Here is a 26169-nt window from a genome sequence, read left to right on the forward strand (position 1 = left end):
TATGGAAAATGGTATCAGCCATCTGATGAAGCATTAGCGTCCGGGGTCACGTCGCCTACCCGCTTTTCCAGCTGCCGCAAGCGCCGGGCCATGTCGTCGAGCTGGCGAATACGCGCCGCGCTCTTGCGCCATTCGGCGGCCGGCTGCATCGCCGTGCCGGAAGAATAGGCACCCGGCTCGGTGATCGAGTGGGTCACCATGGTCATTCCGGTCAGGAAGACGTTATCGCAAATCTCGATATGCCCCACCAGGCCGACGCCACCGGCGAGCATGCAATGCTTGCCGATCTTGGTGCTGCCGGAGATCCCGCAGCAGGCGGCCATGGCCGTGTGATCGCCGACCTGAACGTTGTGGGCGATCTGAATCTGGTTGTCGAGCTTGACCCCATTGCCAATGATCGTGTCGGCCAATGCCCCGCGGTCAATGGCGGTGTTGACGCCGATCTCCACATCGTCACCGATGGTCACGCCGCCGATCTGGGCAATCTTCTGCCAGATACCCTTTTCGTTGGCAAAACCGAAGCCTTCACCGCCGAGCACGGCACCAGACTGGATCACCACGCGCTTGCCGATGCGCACGTCGTGGTAAAGCGTGACCCGTGGCGCCAGCCAGCCGCCCTCACCGATGTCACAACGGGCACCGACAAAAGACTGGGCGCCGATGGTCACGCCGGCACCAATACGCGCGGCACTCTCGATCACCGCAAAGGCACCGATGCTGGCGCTCGGATCGACCTGCGCATCGGCAGCCACCACCGCGCTCGGATGAATCCCGGCAGGCGCCTTGGGCTTGGGGTCGAACAGGTGCGAAATACGCGCATAGGCCAGGTAAGGATCGGCCACCACCAGTGCATCGCCGGCATAACCTTCGGCGTCGGCGGCCTTGAGCAATACAGCGCCAGCCTGGCTGTCAGCCAGGTATTTGCGGTACTGGGGATTTGCCAGAAAGCTCAACTGAGCTGGGCCAGCCTCCTGCAAGGTGGCTAGCCCAGTGATTTGTTTCTCCTCGTTGCCACGTAGGGTGGCACCGAGGATCTCGGCCAATTGGCCGAGCTTGATGGTCGCTGTCATGGATTACTTCAGCTGGTTCATGCGCTCGATCACCTGGCGGGTGATGTCGTACTGCGGTTTGACATCGATCACAGCGCCACGCTCGAACACCAGGTCAAAGGCACCTTTCTTGATGACTTCTTCCACTGCACCATCCAGCTTCGGCTTGAGCTGCTTGAGCATTTCACGGTCAGCAACGGCTTTTTGCTCGTTCAGCTCCTTGGACTGGAACTGGAAATCACGGGCCTTTTGCTTGAATTCCAACTCAAGACGCTCGCGCTCGCCCTGCTGCATCTTGTCGCCGCCGGCCACCAGACGATCCTGGATACCCTTGGCGCTGCTTTCCAGGGCCTTGAGCTTGGTCAGTTGCGGACCGAATTTCTTCTCCGCATCGACGGCGTACTTCTTGGCTGCGTCGGACTCCAGCAAGGCCATCTGATAGTTCAGGACCGCGATTTTCATTTCGGCAAAGGCCGGGGTCGCTACCAGAACAGTGGCCAGCAGAACCAGTTGAGTCAACTTACGCACGATAAACTCCTACAAAATCCGTTGTCGTTATCTAGGGGCAGGCCGTTAGAAGGTCTGACCGAGGGAGAATTGGAAAACCTGGGTTTCAGCGTTATTAGGCTCTTTGATCGGCATTGCCAGAGCGAAACTCAACGGCCCCAGGGCAGTCACCCAGGTCACGCCAACACCCACGGAACTGGCCATGTTGCTGAAACTGATATCGTTGCACTGAGTCTGCGACAGCGTGCCATTGGTGTTACGAACCTGTTCGCACTTGGAGTCGAACACGTTACCCACGTCCCAGAACAGCGAGGTACGCAGCGAACGCTGGTCTTTCACGAATGGCAGCGGGAACAACAGCTCCGCACCACCTTGAATCAACACGTTACCACCGAACGGCAAGGCGCTCGTGCTGGTATCGGCAACCGTACCGACGTTACCGGTCACATCGACGCCACGACTTGGCGTGCCGCGAGGACCCAGGGTGCTGTCCTTGAAGCCACGTACCGAGTTGAAACCACCGGCGTAGTAGTTCTCATAGAACGGCAGACCGTTGGTCGAACCGTAGCCGTCGCCATAACCCAGTTCGGTATGGAGACGCATGGTGTAAGTGTCGCTCAACGGCTGGAACACCTGGCCGCGGTAGTCGAGTTTGAAGAACAACAGGTCACTGCCCGGAATAGTACTTTCCAGGGTCAGGCTCTGGGAATGACCACGGGTCGCCAGCACGCCTTTGTTCAGGGTCGATTCCGACCAACCGGCCGAGGCCTTGTAGTTCAGGAAGCTGTCGCCCTGGTTGTTAACGAAGTTGAAGATTTCGTCGACGGTGTACAGGCCGGTCTGGATCTTGTCCTGCTGGGCCGTCAGGCCGAAGGTCAGGCGCGAGGTCTCGCTGATCGGGTAACCAACGCTGACGCCAGCACCCAGGCTGTCCACGGCATAGCTGGCGACGCTGACATCGAGCTGGGCGTAGTCGGTGGTGCGATAGAACACGTTGTAGCCCAGGCTGACACCGTCCGGCGTCCAGTAGGGGTCGACATAACCGAAGTTATAGCGGCTCTGGTACTGGCTGCGGGTCAGGCCGATGCTGACCTTGTTACCGGTACCGAGGAAGTTGTTCTGGGTGATCGAACCGCCCAGGATCAGACCGGCGCTCTGGGCAAAACCGACGCTGGCGGTAATCGAACCCGAAGCCTGCTCTTCCACGGCGTAGTTCACGTCGACCTGGTCGTCGACACCCGGAACCGCTGGGGTTTCGACGTTGACTTCCTTGAAGAAGCCCAGACGCTCAAGACGGGTCTTGGACTGGTCGATCAGGTAGGTGGAAGCCCAACCGCCTTCCATCTGACGCATTTCACGACGCAGTACTTCGTCCGCTGACTTGGTGTTGCCACGGAAATTGATACGGTTGACGTAGGCCCGCTTGCCCGGGTCGACCACAAAAGTGATATCGACGGTATGGTCGTCCTCGTGCGGCGTCGGGACGCCGTTGACGTTGGCGAAGGTGTAGCCGTCGTTACCCAGGCGGCGGGTGATCAGTTCCGAGGTGGTGGTCATCAGCTTGCGCGAGAACACCTGGCCCTTTTCCACCAGCAGCAGGGATTTGACCTGGTCTTCAGGCACCTTCAGGTCACCACTGAGCTTCACGTCACGGACCTTGTATTTCTGGCCTTCGGTGACGTTGACAGTGATGTAGACGCTTTTCTTGTCCGGGGTGATGGAGACCTGGGTCGAAGCGATATCCATATTGATATAGCCACGGTCCAGGTAGTAGGAACGCAGGCGTTCCAGGTCACCGGAGAGCTTTTCACGGGCGTATTTGTCATCGTTCTTGAAGAACGACAACCAATTGGTGGTCTTGAGCTCGAACAGATCGATCAGGTCTTCGTCCTTGAATACCGAGTTACCCACCACGTTGATGTGCTGGATCGCGGCAACGGTGCCTTCGTTGATCTTGATCTTCAAGCCTACGCGGTTACGCGGCTCGGGAACGACTTCGGTCTCGACCTCGGCCGAGTAGCGGCCTTGGGCGACATACTGACGCTGAAGCTCGTTACGCACGCCTTCAAGGGTCGCACGCTGGAAGATTTCACCCTCGGCCAGGCCGGACTGCTTCAGACCCTTCATCAGGTCGTCAGTCGAGATCGCCTTGTTGCCTTCGATATCGATGCTGGCCACCGAGGGTCGTTCAACGACCGTGATGACCAGGACGTTACCTTCGCGCCCCAGCTGGATATCCTGGAAGAAACCGGTTTTGAACAGCGCACGAGTGGATTCCACCAGGCGACGGTCATCCGCTTGCTCCCCGACATTCAACGGTAACGCGCCAAACACGCTACCAGCGGATACCCGCTGGAGGCCGTTGACACGAATATCGGAGATAGTGAAGGACTCGGCGTGAACTTCGGCGATCATCAATACGGTGAGGACCGCAGTTAGCAGCAGACGTTTCATGAAGTCCTTTCTTATTCCAACTGGCAATAAACAAACTGCCGCACAATGCGGCAGATTCGCAATTTTCGCGAAGCGTTACAGTCGACCCAGATCGTTGACCAGGGCAAGCAACATCACCCCAACCACCAAACTGATACCGATCTGAATCCCCCAACCTTGCACCCGATCCGACAAGGGACGACCACGCGCCCACTCGATCAGATAAAACAGCAAATGCCCCCCATCCAGTACCGGGATGGGCAACAAATTCAGAACCCCTAGGCTGATACTCAGATAAGCCAGGAAATTCAGGAAATCAGCGACGCCCGACTGGGCCGAAGCGCCCGCCACTTTAGCAATGGTTATCGGTCCACTCAAGTTTTTTACCGAGAGCTCGCCGAACAACATTTTCTTCAGCGAGTCCAGGGTCAGGACACTCATGGTCCAAGTGCGTCGAGCGCCTTCGCCAATCGCCGCCAGAGGGCCGTAACTGACCTCTCGTACCATCTCCGGCGGCCAGTCCACAGCCTTGACGCCAGCCCCCAGATATCCGCTCGCCTTCTTGCCTTCGCCGCGGCTGGCCAGGGTCAACGGGACATCGATTTGAGCACCATCACGCTCGACGTGCAGCACAATTTTGGTATCAGGACGTACACGGACCCAATCCACCACCTGCTGCCAATCGTTCAGCGGCTGGTCATTCACCGCCAACAGGCGGTCGCCGGTCTTGAGGCCGGCGGCCTGGGCCGGCCCCTTCGGATCGAGTTCGGCCAGCACCGGCGCCAGCGCCGGACGCCACGGGCGAATCCCCAGGGACTTGATCGGATCGGGCTCATCGGTGCCTTGCAACCAGTGGTCCAGCGCCAGTTCGCGCGGCGAGTCGGCCGTCGAGCCGGACTCACGGACGCGAAATTCCAGGGTGCCACTTTCCCCCAGGCGACGCACCAACTGAAGATTGACCGCCCCCCAGCCGGTGGTCGGCTCGCCGTCGATGGCAACGATTTCCTGACCGCTGCTCAACCCGGCCTTCTCGGCCAGGCTGCCGCTTTCCACGGTACCGATGACCGGGCGCACCTGCTGGCTGCCCAGCATCGCCAGCCCCCAGAAAAACACGATGGCCAGGAGAAAGTTGGCAATCGGGCCGGCGGCGACGATCGCGATACGCTGGCGCACCGACTTGCGGTTGAAAGCCTGGTCGAGCAGCTCCGGCGGAACTTGCGCCTCGCGCTCGTCGAGCATTTTCACGTAGCCGCCCAACGGAATCGCGGCGACCACGAACTCGGTGCCCCGGCGATCATGCCAACGCAGCAGCGGCATGCCGAAGCCCACGGAAAAACGCAGGACCTTGACGCCGCAACGACGGGCCACCCAGAAGTGGCCGAATTCGTGGAAGGTCACCAGCACACCCAGGGCCACCAGGGTGCCGACTATCATATAGAGCGCGCTCATTTACTTTCTCCGCAATCCCAGGTGCCGACAGCCCCGAAGGCTACGCCAGATTCATCGCCCGTGGCGACTCAGCCATTGCTCGGCCAGCGCCCGGGCCTTGGCGTCTGCAGCGAATACCGCATCGAGCTCATTGACCGCGACCACCGGCTCCAGGTTTAAAACGTCCTCGATGATACTCGCGATCTCGAGGTAGCGGATGCGCCGTTCGAGAAATGCCGCCACGGCCACCTCATTCGCCGCATTCAACATCGCCGGCGCGCTGCCCCCGGCCTCGGCAGATTCACGGGCCAGGCGCAGACAAGGAAAACGCTGTTCATCCGGGGCCTGGAAGTCCAGGCGAGCCACGGCAAACAGGTCCAGCGGTGCCGCTCCGGAGTCGATCCGCTCAGGCCAGGCCAGGGCATTGGCGATTGGCGTGCGCATGTCCGGGTTACCCAATTGGGCCAGAACCGAACCGTCCACGTAATCGACCAGGGAGTGAATCACACTCTGCGGGTGGATCACCACTTCGACCTGGGACGGTTTGGCGTCGAACAACCAGCATGCCTCGATCAGCTCCAGCCCCTTGTTCATCATACTCGCCGAGTCGACCGAGATCTTGCGCCCCATCGACCAGGTGGGATGGGCGCACGCCTGCTCGGGGGTGACATCGACCAGTTCGGCCAGCGGCGTTTGCCGGAACGGACCACCCGAGGCGGTCAGCAGGATACGTCGCACACCGACGGCGGCCAGGCCCCGGGCGTGATCCTGGGGCAGGCACTGGAAAATCGCATTGTGTTCGCTGTCGATCGGCAGCAGCACCGAACCGCTCTTGCGCACCGCCTGCATAAAGAGTGCGCCGGTCATCACCAGCGCCTCCTTGTTAGCCAGCAGGATCTTCTTGCCGGCTTCGACCGCCGCCAAGGTTGGGCGCAGGCCGGCCGCGCCGACGATCGCCGCCATCACCGCATCGACCTCGGGATCGGCGGCGATCCGGCACAGCCCCGCCTCCCCCACCAGCACTTCGGTCGCCAGGCCCGCATCGCGCAACTGCGCCTGCAAACCATGCCCCGCAGACGCCTCCGGCACCACCGCGTAGCGCGGGCGATGCCGCACGCACAGGGCAAACAGCTGCGCCAGCCGGCTGAAGCCGCTCAAGGCAAAGGCCTGGTAGCGTTGCGGGTGGCGAGCGATGACATCCAGGGTGCTCAGGCCGATGGAGCCGGTGGCGCCGAGCACGGTAATTTGCTGTGGGCGGCTCACGATGCAGCGATCCACAGGAGGACGGCGAAGGTCGGAATGGCCGCCGTCAGGCTATCGATGCGATCGAGGATACCGCCATGTCCAGGCAACAGGCTGCTGCTGTCCTTGACCCCCGATTGGCGCTTGAACATGCTTTCGGTCAAGTCGCCGACCACCGAGATCACCACGACCAGCGCCGCACCCAGCAGGCTGGCAATCATCTGCCCGACGCCCCAGCCGCGCACGACCCCGACCACCGCAGTGATTACCAGGCTCAACGCCAGGCCACCGTAGACGCCTTCCCAGCTCTTGCCCGGACTGACCGCCGGTGCCAACTTGCGCTTGCCGAACGCCTTGCCGGAAAAGTAGGCACCGATATCAGCGCCCCAGACCAGAACCATCACCGCCATGATCAACCAGTTGCCCAACGGCTCCTGCTTGATCAGAATCAAGCCTTGCCAGGCCGGCAGCAGGATCAGGAAACCGATCACCAGCTTGCTGGCGGTGGTCGACCAGTGCGCGCTGGTGCGCGGGTAGGTCAGCACCAGGAACGCCGCCAGGCCCCACCACAACACCGCCGCCCCCAGCACCCAGGGGGCCAGGTTGGGCAGGATGTACATGAAGAACAGCAGCACCGCGACCAGCGCCGCGTAGACCACGCGGGCCGGCTGCGCCTCAAACCCCGCCAGGCGCGCCCATTCCCAGGCGCCCAGGGTGACGACCAGGCCGATGAACAGCGCAAAGCCGGCGCCTTCGAGCAGGAAGAACCCGCACAAGGCGATGGGCAGGAGAATGAGTGCCGTGATGATGCGTTGCTTGAGCATTAAACCCGGGCTCCTGCTTCGACCTGTTCGCTCGTTTTACCGAAACGACGCTGGCGGGAAGCAAAATCGGCCAGCGCGGTACGCATGGCTTCGTGTTTGAAGTCCGGCCAGAACAGGTCGGAGAAATACAGCTCGGCATAGGCCAACTGCCACAACAGGAAATTGCTGATGCGATGTTCGCCACCGGTACGGATGCACAGGTCCGGCAACGGCAGGTCGCCGGTGGCCAGACAGGTCTGCAGCAGTTCCGGCGTAATATCGTCCGGACGCAGATGCCCGGCCTGCACTTCACGGGCCAGCCGCTGGGCCGCCTGGGCGATATCCCACTGCCCGCCGTAGTTGGCGGCGATCTGCAGAATGAACCGATCACTGCCGACCGTCGCCGCTTCCGCCTCGCGCATCGCTGCTTGCAGCTCGGGGTGAAAGCGCGAGCGGTCGCCAATGATCCGCAGGCTGATATTGTTCTCGTTGAGACGCTTGGCCTCGCGGCGCAGCGCCTTGAAGAACAGGTCCATCAAGGCACTGACTTCGTCGGCGGGACGCTGCCAGTTCTCGCTCGAGAACGCGAACAGGGTCAATACCTCGACCCCGGCCTCGGCACACACTTCAATGACGGCACGCACCGCGTCGACGCCAGCCTTGTGCCCGGCAACACCGGGCAAAAAGCGTTTCTTCGCCCAGCGGTTATTGCCGTCCATGATGATTGCAACATGGCGCGGCACCGAGGACGGTACAACCTGCTTGGTCTTTTCCATGAAAGCGTCCTGACCCTTAAACGGCCATCAGGTCCGCTTCTTTTTGCTTCACGGCCACTTCGATTTCCGCCACGAACTTGTCGGTCAGCTTCTGGATATCGTCAGCCGCACGGCGCTCTTCGTCTTCACTGATCTCTTTTTCCTTGACCAGGTCCTTCAGGTCACCCAGCACATCGCGACGAATGTTACGCACGGCAATACGAGCGTTTTCCGCTTCTTCGCGAGCCTGCTTGGTGAAACCACGCCGGGTTTCTTCGGTCAGCGCCGGCATTGAGATCAGCAGCAGCTCGCCCAGGTTGGTCGGATTGAGGTTCAGGCCGGCACTGCCGATCGCCTTGTCCACGGCACCGAGCATGTTGCGCTCGAAGGCCACGACCTGCAGGGTGCGCGCGTCCTTGACGGTGATGTTGGCGACCTGCTTGATCGGGGTGTCAGTGCCGTAATAAGGCACCATGACGCCTTCCAGAATGCTTGGGTGGGCCTGCCCGGTACGAATCCGGCCAAATGCATGGGCCAGGGATTCCAGGGACTTCTTCATGCGCTCTTGGGCGTCTTTCTTGATTTCGTTGATCATTGTTGGCCTTCCTCGATCAGGGTTCCTTCAGCGCCGCCATGCACGATGTTCAGCAGGGCGCCGGGCTTGTTCATGTTAAATACGCGCAGCGGCATCTTGTGATCGCGGCACAGGCAGATAGCGGTGAGGTCCATGACACCCAGCTTGCGATCCAGTACTTCATCGTAGGTCAGATGATCGAACTTCTCGGCATGCGGGTCTTTGAATGGGTCCGCGGTATAAACGCCATCGACCTTGGTCGCCTTGAGCACCACATCGGCGTCGATTTCGATCGCACGCAAGCAGGCAGCCGAATCCGTGGTGAAAAACGGATTGCCAGTACCGGCCGCGAAGATCACCACTTCCTTGGCGTTGAGGTGACGCATGGCCTTGCGGCGATCATAGTGATCGGTCACGCCGACCATGGAAATAGCCGACATTACGATGGCCGAGATATTCGCACGTTCCAGCGCGTCGCGCATCGCCAGCGCGTTCATCACCGTGGCCAGCATGCCCATGTGGTCGCCCGTGACACGATCCATCCCGGCGGCACTCAAGGCGGCGCCGCGGAACAGGTTGCCTCCACCGATCACCAGGCCTACCTGAACGCCGATACCAACCAACTGGCCGACTTCCAGCGCCATGCGATCCAGAACCTTCGGGTCGATCCCGAACTCTTCCGAGCCCATCAGGGCCTCGCCGCTAAGTTTGAGTAGAATGCGTTTATAGCGAGCTTGATAGCCACTGCCCTGCTGAGCCATTGCGAATCTCTCCTGCGGCGTTTAAAAAAAACTTGCGAGCTGTTTGCAGCCTGCGCTTACTCTAGCTTGGCGCTGCGACAGCGCCATCAGAACACATCTCTGTAAAACGGTTCCGAATGGAAAAAGAGAAACCTCTCCTCCCATTTGAAAAGAGGCTGCGCGCGTAAGCGGGCAGCCTCTTGGGTCGACAGTTGAAAACCGTCTTTTACTTGTTGGCAGCCAGCTGAGCAGCAACTTCTTCAGCGAAGTTGTCCACTGGCTTCTCGATGCCATCACCTACTTTGAAGTAAGTGAAGGAAACGATTTCAGCGCCGGCTTTCTTGACCAGGGCACCGACGGTGACTTCCGGGTTCTTGACGAAAGCTTGCTCAACCAGGCTGGCTTCGGCCAGGAACTTGCTGATACGGCCGCCGACCATTTTTTCAACGATTTCAGCGGGCTTGCCTTTGATCTTGTCTTCGTTGAGGGTCATGAAAACGCCTTTTTCGCGTTCAATGGCTTCAGCGGAGACCTGCGATGGCAGCAGGAACTCAGGGTTGGTTGCCGCAACGTGCATGGCAACGTCTTTGGCCAGATCTTCGTTGCCGCCTTTGAGGGCCACAACCACACCGATCTTGTTGCCGTGCAGGTAAGCGCCGACCACATCGCCTTCGATACGAGCCAGGCGACGGATGTTGACGTTTTCGCCAACTTTGGCAACCAGTGCTTCGCGTGCCGATTCCTGAGCAGCGATCAGCGGAGCCGCGTCGGTCAGTTTGTCAGCGAAGGCTTTTTCAACGCTGGCAGCGACGAAGGCCTTGAAGTCGTCTTGCAGAGCCAGGAAGTCGGTCTGCGAGTTCACTTCCAGGATCACGGCAGCCTTGCCGTCGCCCTTGATTGCGATGGCGCCTTCAGCGGCAATGTTGCCGGCTTTCTTGGCGGCCTTGATGGCGCCCGAAGCGCGCATGTCATCAATGGCTTTTTCGATGTCGCCGTCCGCCTTGGTCAAGGCCTTCTTGCAGTCCATCATGCCTTCGCCGGTACGCTCGCGCAGTTCTTTGACCAACGCTGCAGTAATCTCTGCCATTTCAAAATTCCTCTTGGATAGGTTATCAACCATTCCACCCGATCGAACGGGCGTTCAATTCTTCCCGATCCCGTTGTAGCGGCTACACATTACAAAGGCTGTAGCGGCACCAGCGACCAACGGTTTTCGAGGTGGCAAAAAGGGGGCCAAGCCCCCTTTTTGCTTACTGAGTCAACGCCAGGGCGTGTTACTCAGCTGCGGCGACCGGAGCTTCTTCAGCAGCGGCGAACTCGACGGTGCCACCGTTGACGTTGTTGCGACCACGGATCACAGCGTCAGCCATCGAACCCATGTACAGCTGGATGGCGCGGATGGCGTCATCGTTGCCTGGGATGATGTAGTCAACGCCTTCCGGGCTGCTGTTGGTATCGACTACGCCGATAACCGGGATGCCCAGCTTGTTGGCTTCGGTGATCGCGATGCGCTCGTGGTCAACGTCGATCACGAACAGCGCGTCAGGCAGACCGCCCATGTCCTTGATACCACCCAGGGAACGATCGAGCTTTTCCAGGTCGCGAGTGCGCATCAGCGCCTCTTTCTTGGTCAGCTTGGCGAAAGTACCGTCTTCGGCCTGGATTTCCAGGTCGCGCAGACGCTTGATCGAAGCACGGATGGTCTTGAAGTTGGTCAGCATGCCGCCCAACCAGCGGTGATCGACGTACGGCGAACCGCAACGTGCAGCTTCTTCAGCAACGATCTTGCCAGCGGAACGCTTGGTGCCGACGAACAGAATCTTGTTTTTGCCCTGGGCCAGACGTTCTACGAAAGTCAGCGCTTCGTTGAACATTGGCAGGGTTTTTTCAAGGTTGATGATGTGGATCTTGTTACGCGCGCCGAAAATGTACTTGCCCATTTTCGGGTTCCAGTAACGGGTCTGGTGACCGAAGTGCACACCGGCCTTCAGCATATCGCGCATGTTGACTTGGGACATGATAGTTCCTTGATAAGTCGGGTTTGGCCTCCACGTATCCCAATGACCAACCAGCAGCATCAGCTGAAGGCACCCAGGTCATCGTGTCGACACGTGTGTGGATTTAAGCTTCGCGGGGCTATCCCCGGAAAGCGGCGCATTTTATACCACAGCGACGACCAAAACGAAACCCGCATTCGCATTTCCCACCCCGGGCTTTTGCGCGCACCCTGGATTCAGGCGAGAATGGCCCCAGATTATAGAGAGAAGCGATGGCCGGACGTTCATGGTTTACCCCGTCCGTCTGGTAGAATCGCACTTTTAAGGGTACTGAAACCCCGGGCCAGCCATCACGGCCCCGCCGTTTCACCCCATTCCGTGTTTGTTCGCGCCCGGCGCGTAAAAGAGAGCCTGTATGACCGTCACCCTCAAAACCCCCGAGGACATCGCAAAAATGCGTGTCGCTGGCCGCCTGGCTGCCGATGTACTGGAAATGATCGGTGAACACGTCAAGCCCGGTGTCACCACCGAGGAACTGGACCGTATCTGCCACGACTATATCGTCAACGTGCAGCAGGCCATTCCCGCCCCACTCAACTACAAGGGTTTCCCGAAGTCGATCTGCACCTCGGTCAACCACGTGGTCTGCCACGGCATTCCCGGCGACAAGCCGCTCAAGGATGGCGATACAGTGAACATCGACGTGACCGTCATCAAGGACGGCTACCACGGCGACACCAGCAAAATGTTCCACGTCGGCAGCGTGCCGGTCTGGGCCGAGCGCCTGTCGCAGATCACCCAGGAATGCATGTACAAGGCCATCGAGATCGTCAAGCCCGGCTGCCGCCTGGGTGACATCGGTGAAATCATCCAGAAGCACGCGGAAAAGAATGGCTTCTCGGTGGTGCGCGAGTTCTGTGGCCATGGCATCGGCAAGGTGTTCCACGAAGAGCCGCAGATCCTGCACTACGGCCGCGCCGGCACCGGCATGGAACTCAAGGCCGGCATGACCTTCACCATCGAACCGATGATCAACCAGGGCAAGGCCGACACCAAGGTGCTGGGCGACGGCTGGACCGCAATCACCAAGGACCGCAAGCTGTCGGCGCAGTGGGAGCACACCCTGCTGGTCACCGACACCGGCTACGAGATCTTCACCCTGCGCAGCGATGAGACCATCCCGCGCATCTCGGCCTGATCGGTTGCACCTGCCGCCTTATACAGAACGCCTATAGAACCCAAGGAAAGCCAATCGATGCCGCAGGTGGACCCCGAACTCTTCGACCGCGGCCAGTTCCAGGCGGAACTGGCCCTGAAAGCCAGTCCCATCGCCGCTTTCAAGAAAGCCATCCGCCAGGCTCGCGAGGTGCTTGACGAGCGCTTTCGGGTCGGGCGCGATATCCGCCGGCTGATCGAAGACCGCGCCTGGTTCGTCGATAACATCCTGCAACAGGCCTGGGACCAGTTCAGCTGGAGCGAAGACGCCGATATCGCCCTGGTGGCGGTCGGCGGCTACGGTCGCGGCGAACTGCACCCCTACTCGGACATCGACCTGCTGATCCTGCTCGACAGCGCCGACCACGAGATCTTTCGCGACTCCATCGAGCGTTTCCTCACCCTGCTCTGGGACATCGGCCTGGAAGTCGGCCAGAGCGTGCGCTCGGTCGATGAGTGCGCCGAAGAAGCCCGGGCCGACCTCACCGTCATCACCAACCTGATGGAAAGTCGCACCGTCGCCGGCCCCGAGCACCTGCGCCAGCGCATGCTCGACGTCACCAGCACGGCGCACATGTGGCCAAGCAAGGAGTTTTTCCTGGCCAAGCGCGCCGAGCAGAAGGCCCGCCACCACAAGTACAACGATACCGAATACAACCTGGAGCCCAACGTCAAGGGCTCGCCCGGCGGACTGCGGGACATCCAGACGATCCTCTGGGTCGCCCGTCGCCAGTACGGCACCCTGAACCTGCGAGCCCTGGCCGGCGAAGGCTTTCTGGTGGAGAGCGAAAACGCCCTGCTGGCCTCGTCCCAGGAGTTCCTCTGGAAAGTCCGCTACGCCCTGCACATGCTCGCCGGCCGCGCCGAAGACCGCCTGCTCTTCGACCACCAGCGCAGCATCGCCGGGCTGCTGGGTTTCAAGGGCGACGATGCGAAACAGGCCATCGAAAACTTCATGCAGCAGTACTACCGGGTGGTCATGAGCATTGCCCAGCTCAGCGACCTGATCATCCAGCATTTCGAGGAAATCATCCTCGCCCCGGAAGACGAAGCGCCGCCGCAACCGTTGAACTCGCGCTTCCAGCTACACGACGGTTACATCGAGGCGTGCAATCCCAACGTCTTCCGGCGTACCCCGTTCGCCATGCTGGAAATCTTCGTGCTGATGGCCCAGCAACCGGAAATCAAGGGCGTGCGCGCCGACACCATCCGCCTGCTGCGGGAACACCGGCACCTGATCGACGACGACTTCCGCCACGATATCCGTAACACCAGCCTGTTCATCGAGCTGTTCAAGTGCAAGATCGGCATCCATCGCAACCTGCGCCGGATGAACCGCTACGGCATTCTCGGGCGCTATCTGCCGGAGTTCGGCGATATCGTCGGGCAGATGCAGCACGACCTGTTCCATATCTATACGGTCGACGCCCACACCCTGAACCTGATCAAGCACCTGCGCAAACTGCAGTACACCCAGGTCTCGGAGAAATTCCCGCTGGCCGCCAAGCTCATGGCCAAGCTGCCCAAGCCCGAACTGATCTACATGGCCGGGCTTTACCATGACATCGGCAAGGGCCGCCACGGCGACCATTCGGAACTCGGCGCGGTGGATGCCGCGGCCTTCTGCGCGCGTCACCAGTTGCCGCAGTGGGACAGCCGCCTGATCGTCTGGCTGGTACAGAACCACCTGATGATGTCCACCACCGCCCAGCGCAAGGACCTCTCCGACCCGCAGGTCATCCATGACTTCGCCCAGACCGTCGGCGACCAGGTTCGCCTGGACTACCTGTACGTGCTGACCGTCGCCGACATCAACGCGACCAACCCGAGCCTGTGGAACTCCTGGCGCGCCAGCCTGTTGCGCCAGCTCTACACCGAGACCAAGCGCGCCCTGCGCCGCGGCCTGGAAAACCCGGTGGACCGCGAAGAGCAGATTCGCCAGACCCAGAGCGCCGCCCTGGATATCCTGGTGCGCGCCGGCACCGACCCGGACGATGTCGAGCAGCTCTGGTCGCAACTGGGCGATGACTACTTCCTGCGGCACACCGCCGGCGACGTGGCCTGGCACAGTGACGCGATCCTGCAGCAGCCGGCCGATGGTGGCCCGCTGGTGCTGATCAAGGAAACCACCCAGCGCGAATTCGAAGGTGGCACGCAGATCTTCATCTACGCCCCGGACCAGCACGACTTCTTCGCCGTGACCGTGGCCGCGATGGACCAGCTCAACCTGAACATCCACGACGCCCGGGTCATCACCTCCAGCAGCCAGTTCACCCTCGACACCTACATTGTGCTGGACAACGATGGCGGCTCCATCGGCGACAATCCGAAGCGCATCAAGCAGATCCGCGAGGGCCTGACCGAAGCCCTGCGCAACCCGGACGACTACCCGACCATCATCCAACGCCGGGTACCGCGCCAGCTCAAGCACTTCGCCTTCGCCCCGCAGGTCACCATCCATAACGACGCCCAGCGCCCGGTCACAGTGCTGGAGCTGAGCGCGCCGGACCGTCCCGGGCTGCTGGCGCGGATCGGCAAGATCTTCCTGGAGTTCGACCTGTCGCTGCAGAACGCCAAGATCGCCACCCTCGGCGAACGGGTGGAAGACGTATTCTTCATTACCGATGCCGACAACCAACCGCTGTCCGACCCGCAGCTGTGCAGCCGATTGCAGGACGCCATCGTCGAACAGCTGAGCGTCAACGCCGAACCCCCTCTTGAAACGATGCGCCTGAGTATCTGAATAAATGCTTCGCTGTGGGAGCGTCGAGCGGCCGCCCCCACACTTGATCTGCTGCGCCCGGCAGACCGCATGCCTACAACTGAATTGAACGAGACTGTCCATGAACAACGCCCTGAACCAGTTGCAGCCCTACCCGTTCGAGAAACTCCGTGCCCTGCTCGGCAGCGTGACACCGAACGCGGACAAGCGGCCGATCGCCCTGTCCATCGGCGAACCGAAACACCGCTCGCCGGCGTTTGTCGCCGAGGCCCTGACCGCCAACCTGGAACAGATGGCCGTGTACCCGACCACCCTCGGCGTGCCGGCCCTGCGCGAAGCCATCGCGGCCTGGTGCGAGCGGCGTTTCGGCGTGCCGAGCGGCTGGATCGACCCGGCGCGCAATGTGCTGCCGGTCAACGGCACCCGCGAGGCGTTGTTCGCCTTCACCCAGACCGTGGTCAACCGTGGCGACGACGCGCTGGTGGTCAGCCCCAACCCGTTCTATCAGATCTACGAAGGCGCGGCCTTTCTCGCCGGGGCCAAGCCGCACTACCTGCCGTGCCTGGACGAGAACGGTTTCAACCCGGACTTCGAAGCCGTTCCGGCCGAGATCTGGCAGCGCTGCCAGATTCTGTTCCTGTGCTCGCCGGGCAATCCGACCGGGGCACTGATTCCGCTGGAGACCTTGAAAAAGCTGATCGCCCTGGCCGACGAGCACGACTTCGTGATCGCCGCCGACGAGTGCTACAGCGAACTGTACTTCGACGAACAGACCCCGCCGCCGGGCTTGCTCAGCGCTTGCGTCGAGCTGGGGCGCAAGGACTTCAAGCGTTGCGTGGTGTTCCACAGTCTGTCCAAGCGCTCCAACCTGCCGGGGCTGCGCTCGGGTTTCGTTGCTGGTGACGCGGATATTCTCAAGGCCTTCCTGCTGTATCGCACGTATCACGGCTGCGCGATGCCGGTGCAGACCCAACTGGCCAGCGTGGCCGCCTGGAACGACGAAGTGCATGTACGGGCCAACCGTGCGCTGTATCGGGAGAAGTTCGATGCGGTGCTGGAGATCCTTGCGCCGGTGCTGGATGTACAACGCCCGGATGGCAGCTTCTACCTGTGGCCGAATGTGCAGGGCGACGATGCGGCGTTCTGCCGTGATCTGTTTGCCGAGGAGCATGTGACCGTGGTGCCGGGCTCCTACCTGTCACGCGAGGTCGACGGCGTCAATCCGGGGGCCGGGCGCGTGCGCATGGCCCTGGTTGCACCATTGGCCGAGTGTGTCGAGGCCGCCGAGCGGATTCGCGCGTTCATCCAGCGCCGCAAGTAGTCACTGTCAAAGCCCTCTCAAGCCAAACGCAACCTTGTGGCGAGCGGGCTTGCCCGCGCTCGGCTGCGAAGCAGCCGCAAAAACCTGAGTTTGCGTTCCGCCTGACACAATGAAATAGCTGATTTGGGTCCGCTTCGCGCCCCAGCGCGGGCAAGCCCGCTCGCCACAAGAGCGCGTTCGACTTCAAATATCCGGTCCTTGCGGGAGCAGAGTTTGGTCCGTCCCCTCAGTACCCTGCCCCCCCGCCGGCTATTTCACCGCCCCCAGGTTCGCCTCGCTCAGATCCAGCTCCGCCAGCACCTCGCGCAACACATCGTCGCCGATCTGGTGCTGGCGACTGAGTCGGTACAGCTCCAGGCGCTGCGCCCGTAGCGCCTTCAAGCGCAGGCGGCGATCCAACTGGTCCATCTGGAACGCCAGCGCCTGGGCTTCGGCGGAGTCGTTGAACACCTCCAATTGATGCCGATATTCGGCCATCAACTGCGCTTTCAACTCGATTGCCAACGCGGCCTGGGTCGCATCCTGGACCGCATCCTGGGTTGTGTCCTGCGCAGCCCCCAGTTCCTCGGCCTCCAGTACATGGATCGCCGCTTCGGCGGTCTTCTTCCAGGCCTCACGCACTTCGCCGCGATGCTGGTCATCCTGGCTCTTCGGCAAGTCACGCAGCAGCAACGGCAAGGCAATGCTGGCCGTCGCCAGCGACAGCAGGATCACTCCCGCGGCAATGAAAAACAGCAAATCACGCTCGGGAAAGTCCACCCCCGGGGCGATCAGCAATGGCACCGACATCACACCCGCGAGCGTCACGGCCCCGCGCACCCCGCCCACCGTCAGCAACCAGCAGGAACGCCCCTTGGCCATCCCCGACAGTTGGCTTTTGCCACGCCAGCCACGCAGCAGCTCCGACAACCGCCAGATGCTGTGCACCCAGATAAAGCGCAACGCCACCAGCGCCAGAAAGATCGCCAGCACCTCCAGGCAGCGATAGGCCAGGGTCGGCCACAACGAAGTCTCATGACTGGCGACCGCCTTGACGATATCCGGCAATTGCAAGCCCAGCAGCAGGAAGATCAGCCCGTTGAAGGCGAACTCCAGCAACGACCAGACACTGCGATTGAGCAGCCGGGTACTGGTCTGGCGCGGCAACAGGTCGAGCCAGCTCTGCATCATCCCCGCCGCCACCGCCGAGAGGATTCCCGACACTCCGAGACGCTCGGCCAACACATAGGCGGCGAACGGCAACAGCAACATGAACACCACATGGGTCGCCGGATCGTCCCAGCCACGGGCAATCATCCAGACCCGAAAGCGCCCCACCAGCCAGCTCAGCACCACGCCGACGGCCAAGCCACCGACCGCCACCAGGACAAAGGTCAGGCTCGCAGTGGCCAGGGAGAAGGCACCGGTCACGGCCGCCGCCAGGGCAAACTTGAAGGTCACCAGGCCCGAGGCGTCATTCATCAGCGCCTCCCCCTGGAGCATGTGCGTCAGCGGCGTCGGCAGGCGGTTCTGAGAGATGGCGGAAACCGCCACGGCGTCGGTCGGCGACAACACCGCAGCCAGGGCGAACGCCACCGGCAAGGGGATGGCCGGCAACAGCCAGTGGATGAAATAACCGGCCCCCACCACCGTGAACAGCACCAGCCCCACGGCCAGGGTCAGGATCGGCCCGCGCAGGCGCCACAGCTCGCGCTTGGGCATGCGCCAGCCATCGGAAAACAGCAGCGGCGGCAGAAACAGGAACAGAAACAATTCCGGGTCCAGCGCCACGTGCAGGCCCAGGGTCGGCCAGGCCAACAACGCTCCCGCGGCAATCTGCACCAAGGGCAGCGGCAGCGGGATCACCCGCCAGAGCAGACGCGAGACGCCGACCAGCATCAACAGAATCAGGACGGTGTAGGCAGTCTGCATAAAAAGCTTTCCCAATCGTTTAAAACATATCCCCGGCAACAACCTGCCGTCGAAGTGCCATATTAGCCGCTTAAGCAGCCGCCCGGACGCTGCACCAACGTCGCACTCGGCAGGAGAAGATGTAACCGCACACGACTAAGGCGCCTAAGCGGCCCGGTCATGGCATAATCTTCAACCTTTCATCCCTCGCATCTCCAAAGGGGAGGCAATTGCTGTGACCGCTTCGAGCAAAACCTTGCACCTTTTCGGAATCAAGGCGTGCGACACCATGAAAAAGGCCCGTACCTGGCTCGACGAGCAGGCCGTGCCTTACGCTTTCCATGACTACAAGACCGCCGGCATCGACCGCGAACACCTGACCCAGTGGTGCAACGAGCACGGCTGGCAAGTGGTGCTGAACCGCGCCGGCACCACCTTTCGCAAACTCGACGACGAACGTAAAGCCGATCTCGACCAGGCGAAAGCGATTGAACTGATGCTGGCACAACCCTCGATGATCAAGCGCCCGGTGCTTGATCTCGGTGACCGAACCCTGATTGGCTTCAAGCCAGATAGCTATGCGGCGGCCCTCAACTGAGCCAGAGCGCTCAAGGCCCCCACTCATTTTGCAAGAGGTAACTGCATGTCCACTACTCTGTTCAGCCTGGGCTTCGGCGTTGGCACCCAGAATCGTCAAGGTGCCTGGCTGGAAGTTTTCTACGCCCAACCCCTGATTCAGCCTTCGGCCGAGCTGGTCGCCGCGATCGCGCCGATCCTCGGTTACACCGGCGGCAACCAGGCGATCACCTTCAGCACTGCCCAGGCCTCGCAACTGGCCGATGCCCTGAAAACCATCGACGCCGCCCAGGCCGCCCTGCTGACCCGCCTGGCAGAAAGCCACAAACCGTTGGTCGCCACCGTGTTGGCGCAAGACGCGCAGCTGACTTCCACCCCCGAGGCCTACCTCAAGCTGCACCTGCTCTCCCACCGCCTGGTCAAGCCCCACGGCCTGAGCCTGGCGGGCGTGTTCCCGCTGCTGCCGAACGTGGCCTGGACCAGCCAGGGCGCCATCGATCTGTCGGAGCTGGCCGCGCATCAACTGGAAGCGCGCCTGCGTGGCGAGTGGTTGGAAGTGTTCTCGGTGGACAAGTTCCCGAAAATGACCGACTACGTGGTGCCGAGTGGCGTGCGCATCGCTGACAGCGCGCGGATTCGCCTGGGCGCCTATATCGGCGAAGGCACCACCGTGATGCACGAAGGTTTCGTCAACTTCAACGCCGGTACCGAAGGCCCGGGCATGATCGAAGGCCGAGTTTCGGCGGGTGTCTTCGTCGGCAAGGGTTCGGACCTGGGCGGCGGTTGCTCGACCATGGGCACCCTGTCCGGTGGCGGCAATATCGTCATCAAGGTCGGCGAAGGTTGCCTGATCGGTGCCAACGCCGGTATCGGCATTCCCCTGGGCGACCGCAACACTGTGGAGTCGGGCCTGTACGTGACCGCCGGCACCAAGGTGGCGCTGCTCGACGAAAACAACCAGTTGGTCAAGGTGCTCAAGGCCCGCGACCTGGCCGGCCTGCCGGACCTGCTGTTCCGTCGCAACTCGGAAACCGGTGCCGTGGAATGCAAGAGTCACAAGTCGGCCATTGCGCTGAACGAAGCCCTGCACGCGCATAACTGAGCAGGATTGCCGCAGGCCTTGCGGCACGCCCCCTTGTAAGAGCCAGCTTGCTGGCGATGGCGCCTGAAAGGCCGTCTTCGCGGGCAAGCTCCACTCCCACAGTAGGGCGTTGAGCGCAGTTTTTTGTGCACGGCACAAATCTTTTGTGGGAGCGGAGCTTGCCCGCGAAGAGGCCCTCAAGGCTGCTACAAATCTCGCTGACAAGCTCTGCTCCCAACACCAGGGCCGAACACCATGCTGATACCTTCTCCCTGGCGCGCCGATTTCCCGGCCATCGCCGCCCTGCAACGGCAAGACCAGGTCTACCTGGACAGCGCCGCCACCACCCAGAAGCCCCAGGCATTGATCGATGCCCTGGCGCACTATTACAGCAACGGTGCGGCCAACGTGCACCGCGCCCAACACCTGCCCGGTGCCCACGCCACCCAGGCCTTCGAGGACAGTCGGAGCAAGACTGGCCAGTGGCTCAACGTCGGCCATAGCGGACACATCGTCTTCACCCACGGCGCCACCTCGGCGCTGAATCTCCTGGCCTACGGCCTCGAACCGCTTTTCCAACCCGGCGATGAAATGGTCATCAGCGCCCTGGAGCATCACGCCAACCTGCTGCCCTGGCAGCAACTGGCCCAGCGCCGGGGGCTGCGGCTGGTGGTTCTGCCGATCAGCGACAGCGGCCTGATCGACCTGGAAGCCGCCCACCAGTTGATCGGCCCGCGAACCCGCCTGCTCGCGGTCAGCCAATTGTCCAATGTACTCGGCGCCTGGCAACCGTTGTCGCCTTTGCTGGCGCTGGCCCGGTCGTTCAACGCGCTGACCGTGGTCGACGGTGCCCAGGGTGTAGTCCACGGGCGCCACGACGTCCAGGCGCTGGGCTGCGATTTCTATGTATTCTCCAGTCACAAGCTCTACGGTCCCGATGGCGTCGGCGTGCTCTACGGCCGCCATGAAGCCCTGAGCCAACTGCGCCATTGGCAGTTCGGCGGTGAGATGGTGCTGGACGCGGACTATCAACAGGCCAGCTTCCGCCCTGCCCCATTGGGCTTCGAAGCCGGAACACCACCGATTGCCGGCGTCATCGGCCTCGGCGCGACCCTCGACTACCTGACCGGCCTCGACCAGGCCGCGATCTCGACCCACGAAACGGCGCTGCACGCCCATCTGCTGCAGGGCTTGCAAGTACGCAAGGGCATCCGCCTGCTGGGCGAACCGCAACTGGCACTGGCCAGTTTCATCGTCGACGGCGTGCACAATGCCGATCTGGCGCACCTGCTGACCGAACAGGGAGTCGCCGTGCGCGCCGGCCATCACTGTGCGATGCCATTGATGAAACAGCTCGGGCTGGCCGGCGCGATCCGCGTATCGCTGGGTTTGTACAACGACTCCGAGGACCTGGAGCGTTTTTTCGAGGCGCTGGATCAGGCCCTGGAATTGTTGCGATGAGCCTGCCCGCCGAGGCGCAGTTGGTGCTGGAAAATTTCCAGCACCTGGTGGGCTGGGAACAACGGGCGCGCCTGTTGATGCAATGGGGCGAGCGCTTGCCGCCCTTGAGCGACGTCGACAAGACCGAAGCCAACCGCGTGCATGGCTGCGAAAGCCAGGTGTGGTTGACCGGGCACTTGCGAGACGGTCAATGGCAGTTTGCCGCGAGCAGCGACGCACGAATGATACGCGGGCTGGTGGCGTTGCTGCTGGTGCGGGTCAATGGCCTGAGCGCCGACGAATTGCAGCAGGTCGACCTGCCGGACTGGTTCAACCAGTTGGGCCTGTCCCGGCAATTGTCGCCGTCGCGCAGCAACGGCCTGAATGCCGTGTTGCAGCGGATGCGGAAGCTGGCGCACAGCGCATGATTGAACGGATGTGTGTGGCGAGTGGGCTTGCCCGCACTGGGCCGCGAAGCGGCCCTAAAACCGGCGAGCCCGGTGCATCAGGTACACCGAGGTGCCCGGTTTTGCGACTGCAGCACAGCTGAGCGCGGCGGTGCGGCGCTCCGACAAGCCCACTCGCCACAAAGGAGGCCATCTGCTACTCGGGTTTGATCCGATCCGCCGGCCGGCGCATGCCGGCGACGATCTTGTCCACCGCCTTGGTCGCCGCCACCATGCCGAAGGTTGCCGTGACCATCATCACAGCACCGAAACCACCGGCACAATCCAGTTTCACTCCATCACCGACAAAACTCTTCTGCAGGCAGATGCTGCCATCGGGCTTCGGATAGCGCAGCTGCTCGGTGGAAAACACACACGGCACACTGTAATGCCGGGTCACCGTACGGGAAAACCCGTAGTCACGGCGCAAGGTCGAACGCACTTTCGAGGCCAGGGGATCATTGAAGGTACGGTTCAGGTCACAGACCTGGATCAACGTCGGATCGATCTGCCCGCCGGCACCGCCCGTGGTGATGATCTGGATCTTGCGCCGCTTGCACCAGGCAATCAGCGCGGCCTTGGCATTGACGCTGTCGATGCAGTCGATCACGCAGTCGATGTCCGCGGTGATGTATTCAGCCATGGTCTCGCGGGTCACGAAATCCGTCACCGCGTGGACCTGGCAGTCCGGGTTGATACCCTTCAGGCGCTCGGCCATCACCTCGACCTTGGCCCGCCCCACGGTGCTGTCCAGGGCATGCAACTGACGGTTGCTGTTACTGACGCAGACATCGTCCAGGTCGAACAGCGAGATCTCGCCGACGCCGCAACGGGCAATGGCTTCCGCCGCCCAGGAGCCGACACCGCCGACGCCGACGATCGCCACATGGGCCGCCTTCAGCCGCGCCAGACCTTCAATGCCATATAACCGGGCAACGCCGGCAAACCGCGGATCTTCTGCACTCATGACCATTACCCCAAAAACCGGCGCGCATTATAGGGCCGGGCGTCGGCCGAGGGCAGCTTTAGCCTATGAATGGCGGTCCATGAGCGTTAAATCACAACGCTTTGACGAGAATAGAGCTACAACGAATCAGGAAAGAACTTAAGTCCCGCGTCATTGCCCAATGTCTGCGCGCACTCCACGGTGCTGTACGGTCGACGGATAGCAAGTGTAGGATGCGCGCCGCTCTGTTCCCTGTTCTAGCCCTTTTCGGAACCCGAAATACCTATGTCATCGCGTAAATTTGGACTCAATCTGGTCGTGGTGCTGGCAATCGCCGCACTATTCACCGGTTTCTGGGCGTTGATCAACCGCCCGGTTTCGGCGCCTGACTGGCCCGAGCAGATCGCTGGCTTCTCCTACTCGCCTTTCCAGCAGGGACAATTCCCGCAGAAAGACCAGTACCCGACCGACGATGAAATGCGTCGCGATCTGGAGATCATGAGCAAGCTGACGGACAACATCCGTATCTACTCGGTCGACGGCACCCTCCAGGACATTCCCAAGCTCGCCGAAGAGTTCGGCCTGCGGGTAACCCTGGGGATCTGGATCAGCCCGGACCAGGAACGCAACGAGCGCGAAATCACCCGCGCCATCGAACTGGCCAACACCAGCCGCAGTGTCGTGCGGGTGGTGGTCGGTAACGAGGCGATCTTCCGCAAGGAAATCACCGCCAAGGAACTGGCCGTGCTGATCGACCGCGTGCGGGCCGCCGTCAAGGTGCCGGTGACCACCTCGGAGCAGTGGCATATCTGGGAACACAACCCGGAACTGGTCAAGCACGTCGACCTGATCGCCGCGCACATCCTGCCCTACTGGGAATTCATCCCGATGGACAAGGCCGGCCAGTACGTTCTGGACCGCGCCCGCGAACTCAAGCGCATGTTCCCGAAAAAGCCCCTGCTGCTTTCGGAAGTGGGCTGGCCGAGCAACGGCCGCATGCGTGGCGGTGCCGATGCGACCCAGGCCGACCAGGCTATTTACCTGCGGACCCTGGTCAACAAGCTTAACCGCCAGGGCTTCAACTACTTCGTGATCGAAGCCTTCGACCAGCCGTGGAAGGCCAGCGACGAGGGTTCGGTGGGCGCCTACTGGGGCGTGTTCAACGCCGCGCGCCAGCAGAAGTTCAACTTCGAAGGCCCGGTGGTGGCGATCCCGCAATGGCGCGTACTGGCCATCGGCTCGGTAGTATTGGCACTGCTCTCGCTGACCCTGCTGATGATCGACGGCTCGGCCCTGCGCCAGCGCGGCCGGACCTTCCTGACCTTTATCGCGTTCCTCTGCGGGTCGGTGCTGGTGTGGATCGGCTACGACTACAGCCAGCAATACAGCACCTGGTTCAGCCTGACGGTGGGCTTCCTCCTGGCCATCGGCGCCCTGGGCGTGTTTATCGTCCTGCTCACCGAGGCCCACGAACTGGCCGAGGCGGTCTGGACCCACAAGCGCCGGCGTGAATTCCTGCCGGTGGAAGGCGACTCGGACTATCGGCCGAAAGTCTCGATCCATGTACCGTGCTACAACGAGCCGCCGGAGATGGTCAAACAGACCCTCGACGCCCTCGCAGCCCTCGATTATCCAGACTACGAAGTCCTGATCATCGACAACAACACCAAGGACCCGGCGGTCTGGGAACCGGTGCAGGCCTACTGCGAAACCCTCGGTCCGCGCTTCCGTTTCTTCCACGTCGCGCCACTCGCCGGTTTCAAGGGCGGGGCCCTGAACTACCTGATCCCGCACACCGCCAAGGACGCCGAAGTCATCGCGGTGATCGACTCGGACTACTGCGTCGACCGCAACTGGCTCAAGCACATGGTGCCGCACTTCGCCGATCCGAAGATCGCCATCGTGCAATCGCCCCAGGACTACCGCGACCAGAACGAAAGCACCTTCAAGAAGCTCTGCTACTCCGAATACAAGGGTTTCTTCCATATCGGCATGGTCACCCGCAACGACCGCGACGCGATCATCCAGCACGGCACCATGACCATGACCCGGCGCTCGGTCCTGGAAGAACTGGGCTGGGCCGACTGGTGCATCTGCGAAGACGCCGAGCTGGGCCTGCGGGTCTTCGAAAAAGGCCTGTCGGCGGCTTATCACCACAACAGTTACGGCAAGGGCCTGATGCCCGATACCTTTATCGACTTCAAGAAACAGCGGTTCCGCTGGGCCTACGGGGCGATCCAGATCATCAAGCGGCACACCGCCAGCCTGCTGCGTGGCAAGGACACCGAGCTGACCCGTGGCCAGCGCTATCACTTCCTCGCGGGCTGGTTGCCGTGGGTGGCCGACGGCATGAATATCTTCTTCACCGTCGGCGCCCTGCTCTGGTCGGCGGCGATGATCATCGTGCCGAAACAGGTCGACCCACCGCTGTTGATCTTCGCGATCCCGCCATTGGCGCTGTTTGTGTTCAAGGTCGGCAAGATCCTGTTCCTCTACCGCCGCGCGGTCGGGGTCAACATGAAGGATGCCTTCGCCGCCGCACTGGCCGGCCTGGCCTTGTCCCACACCATCGCCAAAGCGGTGCTGTACGGTTTCTTCACCACCAGCATCCCGTTCTTCCGCACACCGAAAAACGCCGACAATCACGGCTTCTGGGTGGCGATTTCGGAAGCCCGGGAAGAGATGTTCATCATGCTGCTGTTGTGGGCCGCGGCGCTGGGGATCTGCCTGGTGGATGGTTTGCCGAGCTACGACATGCGCTTCTGGGTGGTGATGTTGCTGGTGCAGTCGCTGCCGTACCTGGCGGCGCTGATCATGGCGTTCGTCTCCTCGCTGCCTAAACCGGCCACCGAGCCGGAGCCGGCAGCCGTCGCATAAACGCGATGCACGACACGAAACGGCGGCCTGCGGGCCGCCGTTTTGCTTTAAGATAACCACCCTTTGCGCGCCCCTACCCGTGTAGGAGCCGGCTTGCCGGTGATCCAGGCGCCGCGGTGATCCAGGT

At 61.7% G+C, this 26169-nt stretch carries 21 protein-coding genes; 8 read left to right on the top strand and 13 right to left on the bottom strand.

Features of this window, described 5'->3' with window-relative positions; all coding sequences use genetic code 11:
• Positions 1-14: 14 nt before the first annotated feature.
• The 11 genes from lpxD to rpsB all read right to left on the bottom strand — a co-directional run bounded on the left by lpxD (position 15) and on the right by rpsB (position 11549).
• Positions 15-1070 carry a UDP-3-O-(3-hydroxymyristoyl)glucosamine N-acyltransferase gene (gene lpxD, locus M5B99_RS20985; RefSeq protein WP_248805821.1) on the bottom strand — a complete coding sequence of 352 codons (1056 nt, stop codon included), beginning with the start codon at positions 1068-1070 and terminating at the stop codon, positions 15-17.
• Between the two features lie 3 nt (positions 1071-1073).
• The gene (locus M5B99_RS20990) at positions 1074-1577 is read right to left on the bottom strand and encodes an OmpH family outer membrane protein (protein WP_248805822.1); all 504 of its coding nucleotides are present in this window, start codon (positions 1575-1577) and stop codon (positions 1074-1076) included.
• Positions 1578-1622: 45 nt separating this feature from the next.
• Positions 1623-4010, bottom strand: a complete 2388-nt coding sequence (gene bamA / locus M5B99_RS20995) for an outer membrane protein assembly factor BamA (protein WP_248805823.1) — start codon at positions 4008-4010, stop codon at positions 1623-1625.
• A 75-nt stretch (positions 4011-4085) separates the two neighbouring features.
• Positions 4086-5438, bottom strand: a complete 1353-nt coding sequence (rseP, locus tag M5B99_RS21000) for a sigma E protease regulator RseP (protein WP_248805824.1) — start codon at positions 5436-5438, stop codon at positions 4086-4088.
• A 51-nt stretch (positions 5439-5489) separates the two neighbouring features.
• Positions 5490-6680, bottom strand: coding sequence for a 1-deoxy-D-xylulose-5-phosphate reductoisomerase (gene ispC / locus M5B99_RS21005; protein ID WP_248805825.1), 1191 nt, complete (start codon positions 6678-6680; stop codon positions 5490-5492).
• Entirely contained in the window at positions 6677-7483 is an 807-nt protein-coding gene (locus tag M5B99_RS21010; protein WP_248805826.1) for a phosphatidate cytidylyltransferase, read from the bottom strand. Before M5B99_RS21010 ends, ispC begins: the two co-directional genes overlap by 4 nt.
• Complete coding sequence (gene uppS, locus M5B99_RS21015) at positions 7483-8238, bottom strand: polyprenyl diphosphate synthase (RefSeq protein ID WP_248805827.1); 756 nt, start codon at positions 8236-8238, stop codon at positions 7483-7485. Before uppS ends, M5B99_RS21010 begins: the two co-directional genes overlap by 1 nt.
• 16 nt (positions 8239-8254) lie before the next feature.
• Complete coding sequence (gene frr / locus M5B99_RS21020; protein WP_100938582.1) at positions 8255-8812, bottom strand: ribosome recycling factor; 558 nt, start codon at positions 8810-8812, stop codon at positions 8255-8257.
• The gene (gene pyrH / locus M5B99_RS21025; RefSeq protein ID WP_003172271.1) at positions 8809-9552 is read right to left on the bottom strand and encodes a UMP kinase; all 744 of its coding nucleotides are present in this window, start codon (positions 9550-9552) and stop codon (positions 8809-8811) included. Before pyrH ends, frr begins: the two co-directional genes overlap by 4 nt.
• Positions 9553-9757: 205 nt before the next feature.
• On the bottom strand, positions 9758-10618 hold the full coding sequence (tsf, locus tag M5B99_RS21030; RefSeq protein WP_248805828.1) for a translation elongation factor Ts: 861 nt from the start codon (positions 10616-10618) through the stop codon (positions 9758-9760).
• 187 nt (positions 10619-10805) lie between these two features.
• On the bottom strand, positions 10806-11549 hold the full coding sequence (gene rpsB, locus M5B99_RS21035; protein WP_248805829.1) for a 30S ribosomal protein S2: 744 nt from the start codon (positions 11547-11549) through the stop codon (positions 10806-10808).
• A 394-nt stretch (positions 11550-11943) separates the two neighbouring features.
• Here rpsB and map point away from each other — a divergent pair, with 394 nt between their 5' ends.
• From map to dapC, 3 genes are all read left to right on the top strand, one after another.
• Complete coding sequence (gene map, locus M5B99_RS21040; RefSeq protein WP_248805830.1) at positions 11944-12726, top strand: type I methionyl aminopeptidase; 783 nt, start codon at positions 11944-11946, stop codon at positions 12724-12726.
• A gap of 57 nt (positions 12727-12783) precedes the next feature.
• Positions 12784-15486, top strand: coding sequence for a [protein-PII] uridylyltransferase (locus M5B99_RS21045; RefSeq protein ID WP_248805831.1), 2703 nt, complete (start codon positions 12784-12786; stop codon positions 15484-15486).
• A gap of 100 nt (positions 15487-15586) precedes the next feature.
• The gene (dapC, locus tag M5B99_RS21050) at positions 15587-16786 is read left to right on the top strand and encodes a succinyldiaminopimelate transaminase (protein WP_248805832.1); all 1200 of its coding nucleotides are present in this window, start codon (positions 15587-15589) and stop codon (positions 16784-16786) included.
• A 249-nt stretch (positions 16787-17035) separates the two neighbouring features.
• Here the strand turns inward: dapC and M5B99_RS21055 are convergent, their stop codons facing one another.
• The gene (locus M5B99_RS21055; protein WP_248805833.1) at positions 17036-18697 is read right to left on the bottom strand and encodes a Na+/H+ antiporter; all 1662 of its coding nucleotides are present in this window, start codon (positions 18695-18697) and stop codon (positions 17036-17038) included.
• A gap of 268 nt (positions 18698-18965) precedes the next feature.
• Here M5B99_RS21055 and M5B99_RS21060 point away from each other — a divergent pair, with 268 nt between their 5' ends.
• From M5B99_RS21060 to M5B99_RS21075, 4 genes are all read left to right on the top strand, one after another.
• Positions 18966-19274: an arsenate reductase gene (locus M5B99_RS21060; protein WP_248805834.1), complete on the top strand. Its 309-nt coding sequence runs from the start codon at positions 18966-18968 to the stop codon at positions 19272-19274.
• A gap of 45 nt (positions 19275-19319) precedes the next feature.
• Positions 19320-20354 (top strand): 2,3,4,5-tetrahydropyridine-2,6-dicarboxylate N-succinyltransferase, encoded by a 1035-nt coding sequence (gene dapD, locus M5B99_RS21065; RefSeq protein ID WP_248805835.1) that lies wholly within the window; start codon positions 19320-19322, stop codon positions 20352-20354.
• Between the two features lie 234 nt (positions 20355-20588).
• The gene (locus M5B99_RS21070; RefSeq protein WP_248805836.1) at positions 20589-21794 is read left to right on the top strand and encodes an aminotransferase class V-fold PLP-dependent enzyme; all 1206 of its coding nucleotides are present in this window, start codon (positions 20589-20591) and stop codon (positions 21792-21794) included.
• Positions 21791-22201, top strand: coding sequence for a SufE family protein (locus M5B99_RS21075; RefSeq protein ID WP_248805837.1), 411 nt, complete (start codon positions 21791-21793; stop codon positions 22199-22201). The genes M5B99_RS21070 and M5B99_RS21075 overlap by 4 nt, the downstream gene beginning before the upstream one ends.
• Positions 22202-22376: 175 nt before the next feature.
• Here the strand turns inward: M5B99_RS21075 and tcdA are convergent, their stop codons facing one another.
• Entirely contained in the window at positions 22377-23186 is an 810-nt protein-coding gene (gene tcdA / locus M5B99_RS21080) for a tRNA cyclic N6-threonylcarbamoyladenosine(37) synthase TcdA (protein WP_412548751.1), read from the bottom strand.
• A gap of 264 nt (positions 23187-23450) precedes the next feature.
• Between tcdA and M5B99_RS21085 the strand changes: the two genes are divergently transcribed.
• Positions 23451-26042, top strand: a complete 2592-nt coding sequence (locus tag M5B99_RS21085) for a glycosyltransferase (RefSeq protein WP_248805839.1) — start codon at positions 23451-23453, stop codon at positions 26040-26042.
• Positions 26043-26169: the final 127 nt, after the last annotated feature.

Origin of the sequence: Pseudomonas sp. MWU13-2100, assembly GCF_023242365.1 — a bacterium.
Taxonomy (GTDB): Bacteria; Pseudomonadota; Gammaproteobacteria; order Pseudomonadales; family Pseudomonadaceae; genus Aquipseudomonas.

Coding starts and splice junctions, on each gene's coding strand:
- dapD (WP_248805835.1), top strand. CDS start 19,320: ATGTCCACTACTCTGTTCAGCCTGGGCTTCGGCGTTGGCACCCAGAAT.
- pyrH (WP_003172271.1), bottom strand. CDS start 9,552: ATGGCTCAGCAGGGCAGTGGCTATCAAGCTCGCTATAAACGCATTCTA.
- tsf (WP_248805828.1), bottom strand. CDS start 10,618: ATGGCAGAGATTACTGCAGCGTTGGTCAAAGAACTGCGCGAGCGTACC.
- rpsB (WP_248805829.1), bottom strand. CDS start 11,549: ATGTCCCAAGTCAACATGCGCGATATGCTGAAGGCCGGTGTGCACTTC.
- bamA (WP_248805823.1), bottom strand. CDS start 4,010: ATGAAACGTCTGCTGCTAACTGCGGTCCTCACCGTATTGATGATCGCC.
- tcdA (WP_412548751.1), bottom strand. CDS start 23,186: ATGAGTGCAGAAGATCCGCGGTTTGCCGGCGTTGCCCGGTTATATGGC.
- lpxD (WP_248805821.1), bottom strand. CDS start 1,070: ATGACAGCGACCATCAAGCTCGGCCAATTGGCCGAGATCCTCGGTGCC.
- M5B99_RS21060 (WP_248805834.1), top strand. CDS start 18,966: ATGAAAAAGGCCCGTACCTGGCTCGACGAGCAGGCCGTGCCTTACGCT.
- M5B99_RS21070 (WP_248805836.1), top strand. CDS start 20,589: ATGCTGATACCTTCTCCCTGGCGCGCCGATTTCCCGGCCATCGCCGCC.
- rseP (WP_248805824.1), bottom strand. CDS start 5,438: ATGAGCGCGCTCTATATGATAGTCGGCACCCTGGTGGCCCTGGGTGTG.
- map (WP_248805830.1), top strand. CDS start 11,944: ATGACCGTCACCCTCAAAACCCCCGAGGACATCGCAAAAATGCGTGTC.
- M5B99_RS21085 (WP_248805839.1), top strand. CDS start 23,451: ATGTCATCGCGTAAATTTGGACTCAATCTGGTCGTGGTGCTGGCAATC.
- M5B99_RS21010 (WP_248805826.1), bottom strand. CDS start 7,483: ATGCTCAAGCAACGCATCATCACGGCACTCATTCTCCTGCCCATCGCC.
- frr (WP_100938582.1), bottom strand. CDS start 8,812: ATGATCAACGAAATCAAGAAAGACGCCCAAGAGCGCATGAAGAAGTCC.
- M5B99_RS21055 (WP_248805833.1), bottom strand. CDS start 18,697: ATGCAGACTGCCTACACCGTCCTGATTCTGTTGATGCTGGTCGGCGTC.
- M5B99_RS21075 (WP_248805837.1), top strand. CDS start 21,791: ATGAGCCTGCCCGCCGAGGCGCAGTTGGTGCTGGAAAATTTCCAGCAC.
- M5B99_RS21045 (WP_248805831.1), top strand. CDS start 12,784: ATGCCGCAGGTGGACCCCGAACTCTTCGACCGCGGCCAGTTCCAGGCG.
- uppS (WP_248805827.1), bottom strand. CDS start 8,238: ATGGAAAAGACCAAGCAGGTTGTACCGTCCTCGGTGCCGCGCCATGTT.
- dapC (WP_248805832.1), top strand. CDS start 15,587: ATGAACAACGCCCTGAACCAGTTGCAGCCCTACCCGTTCGAGAAACTC.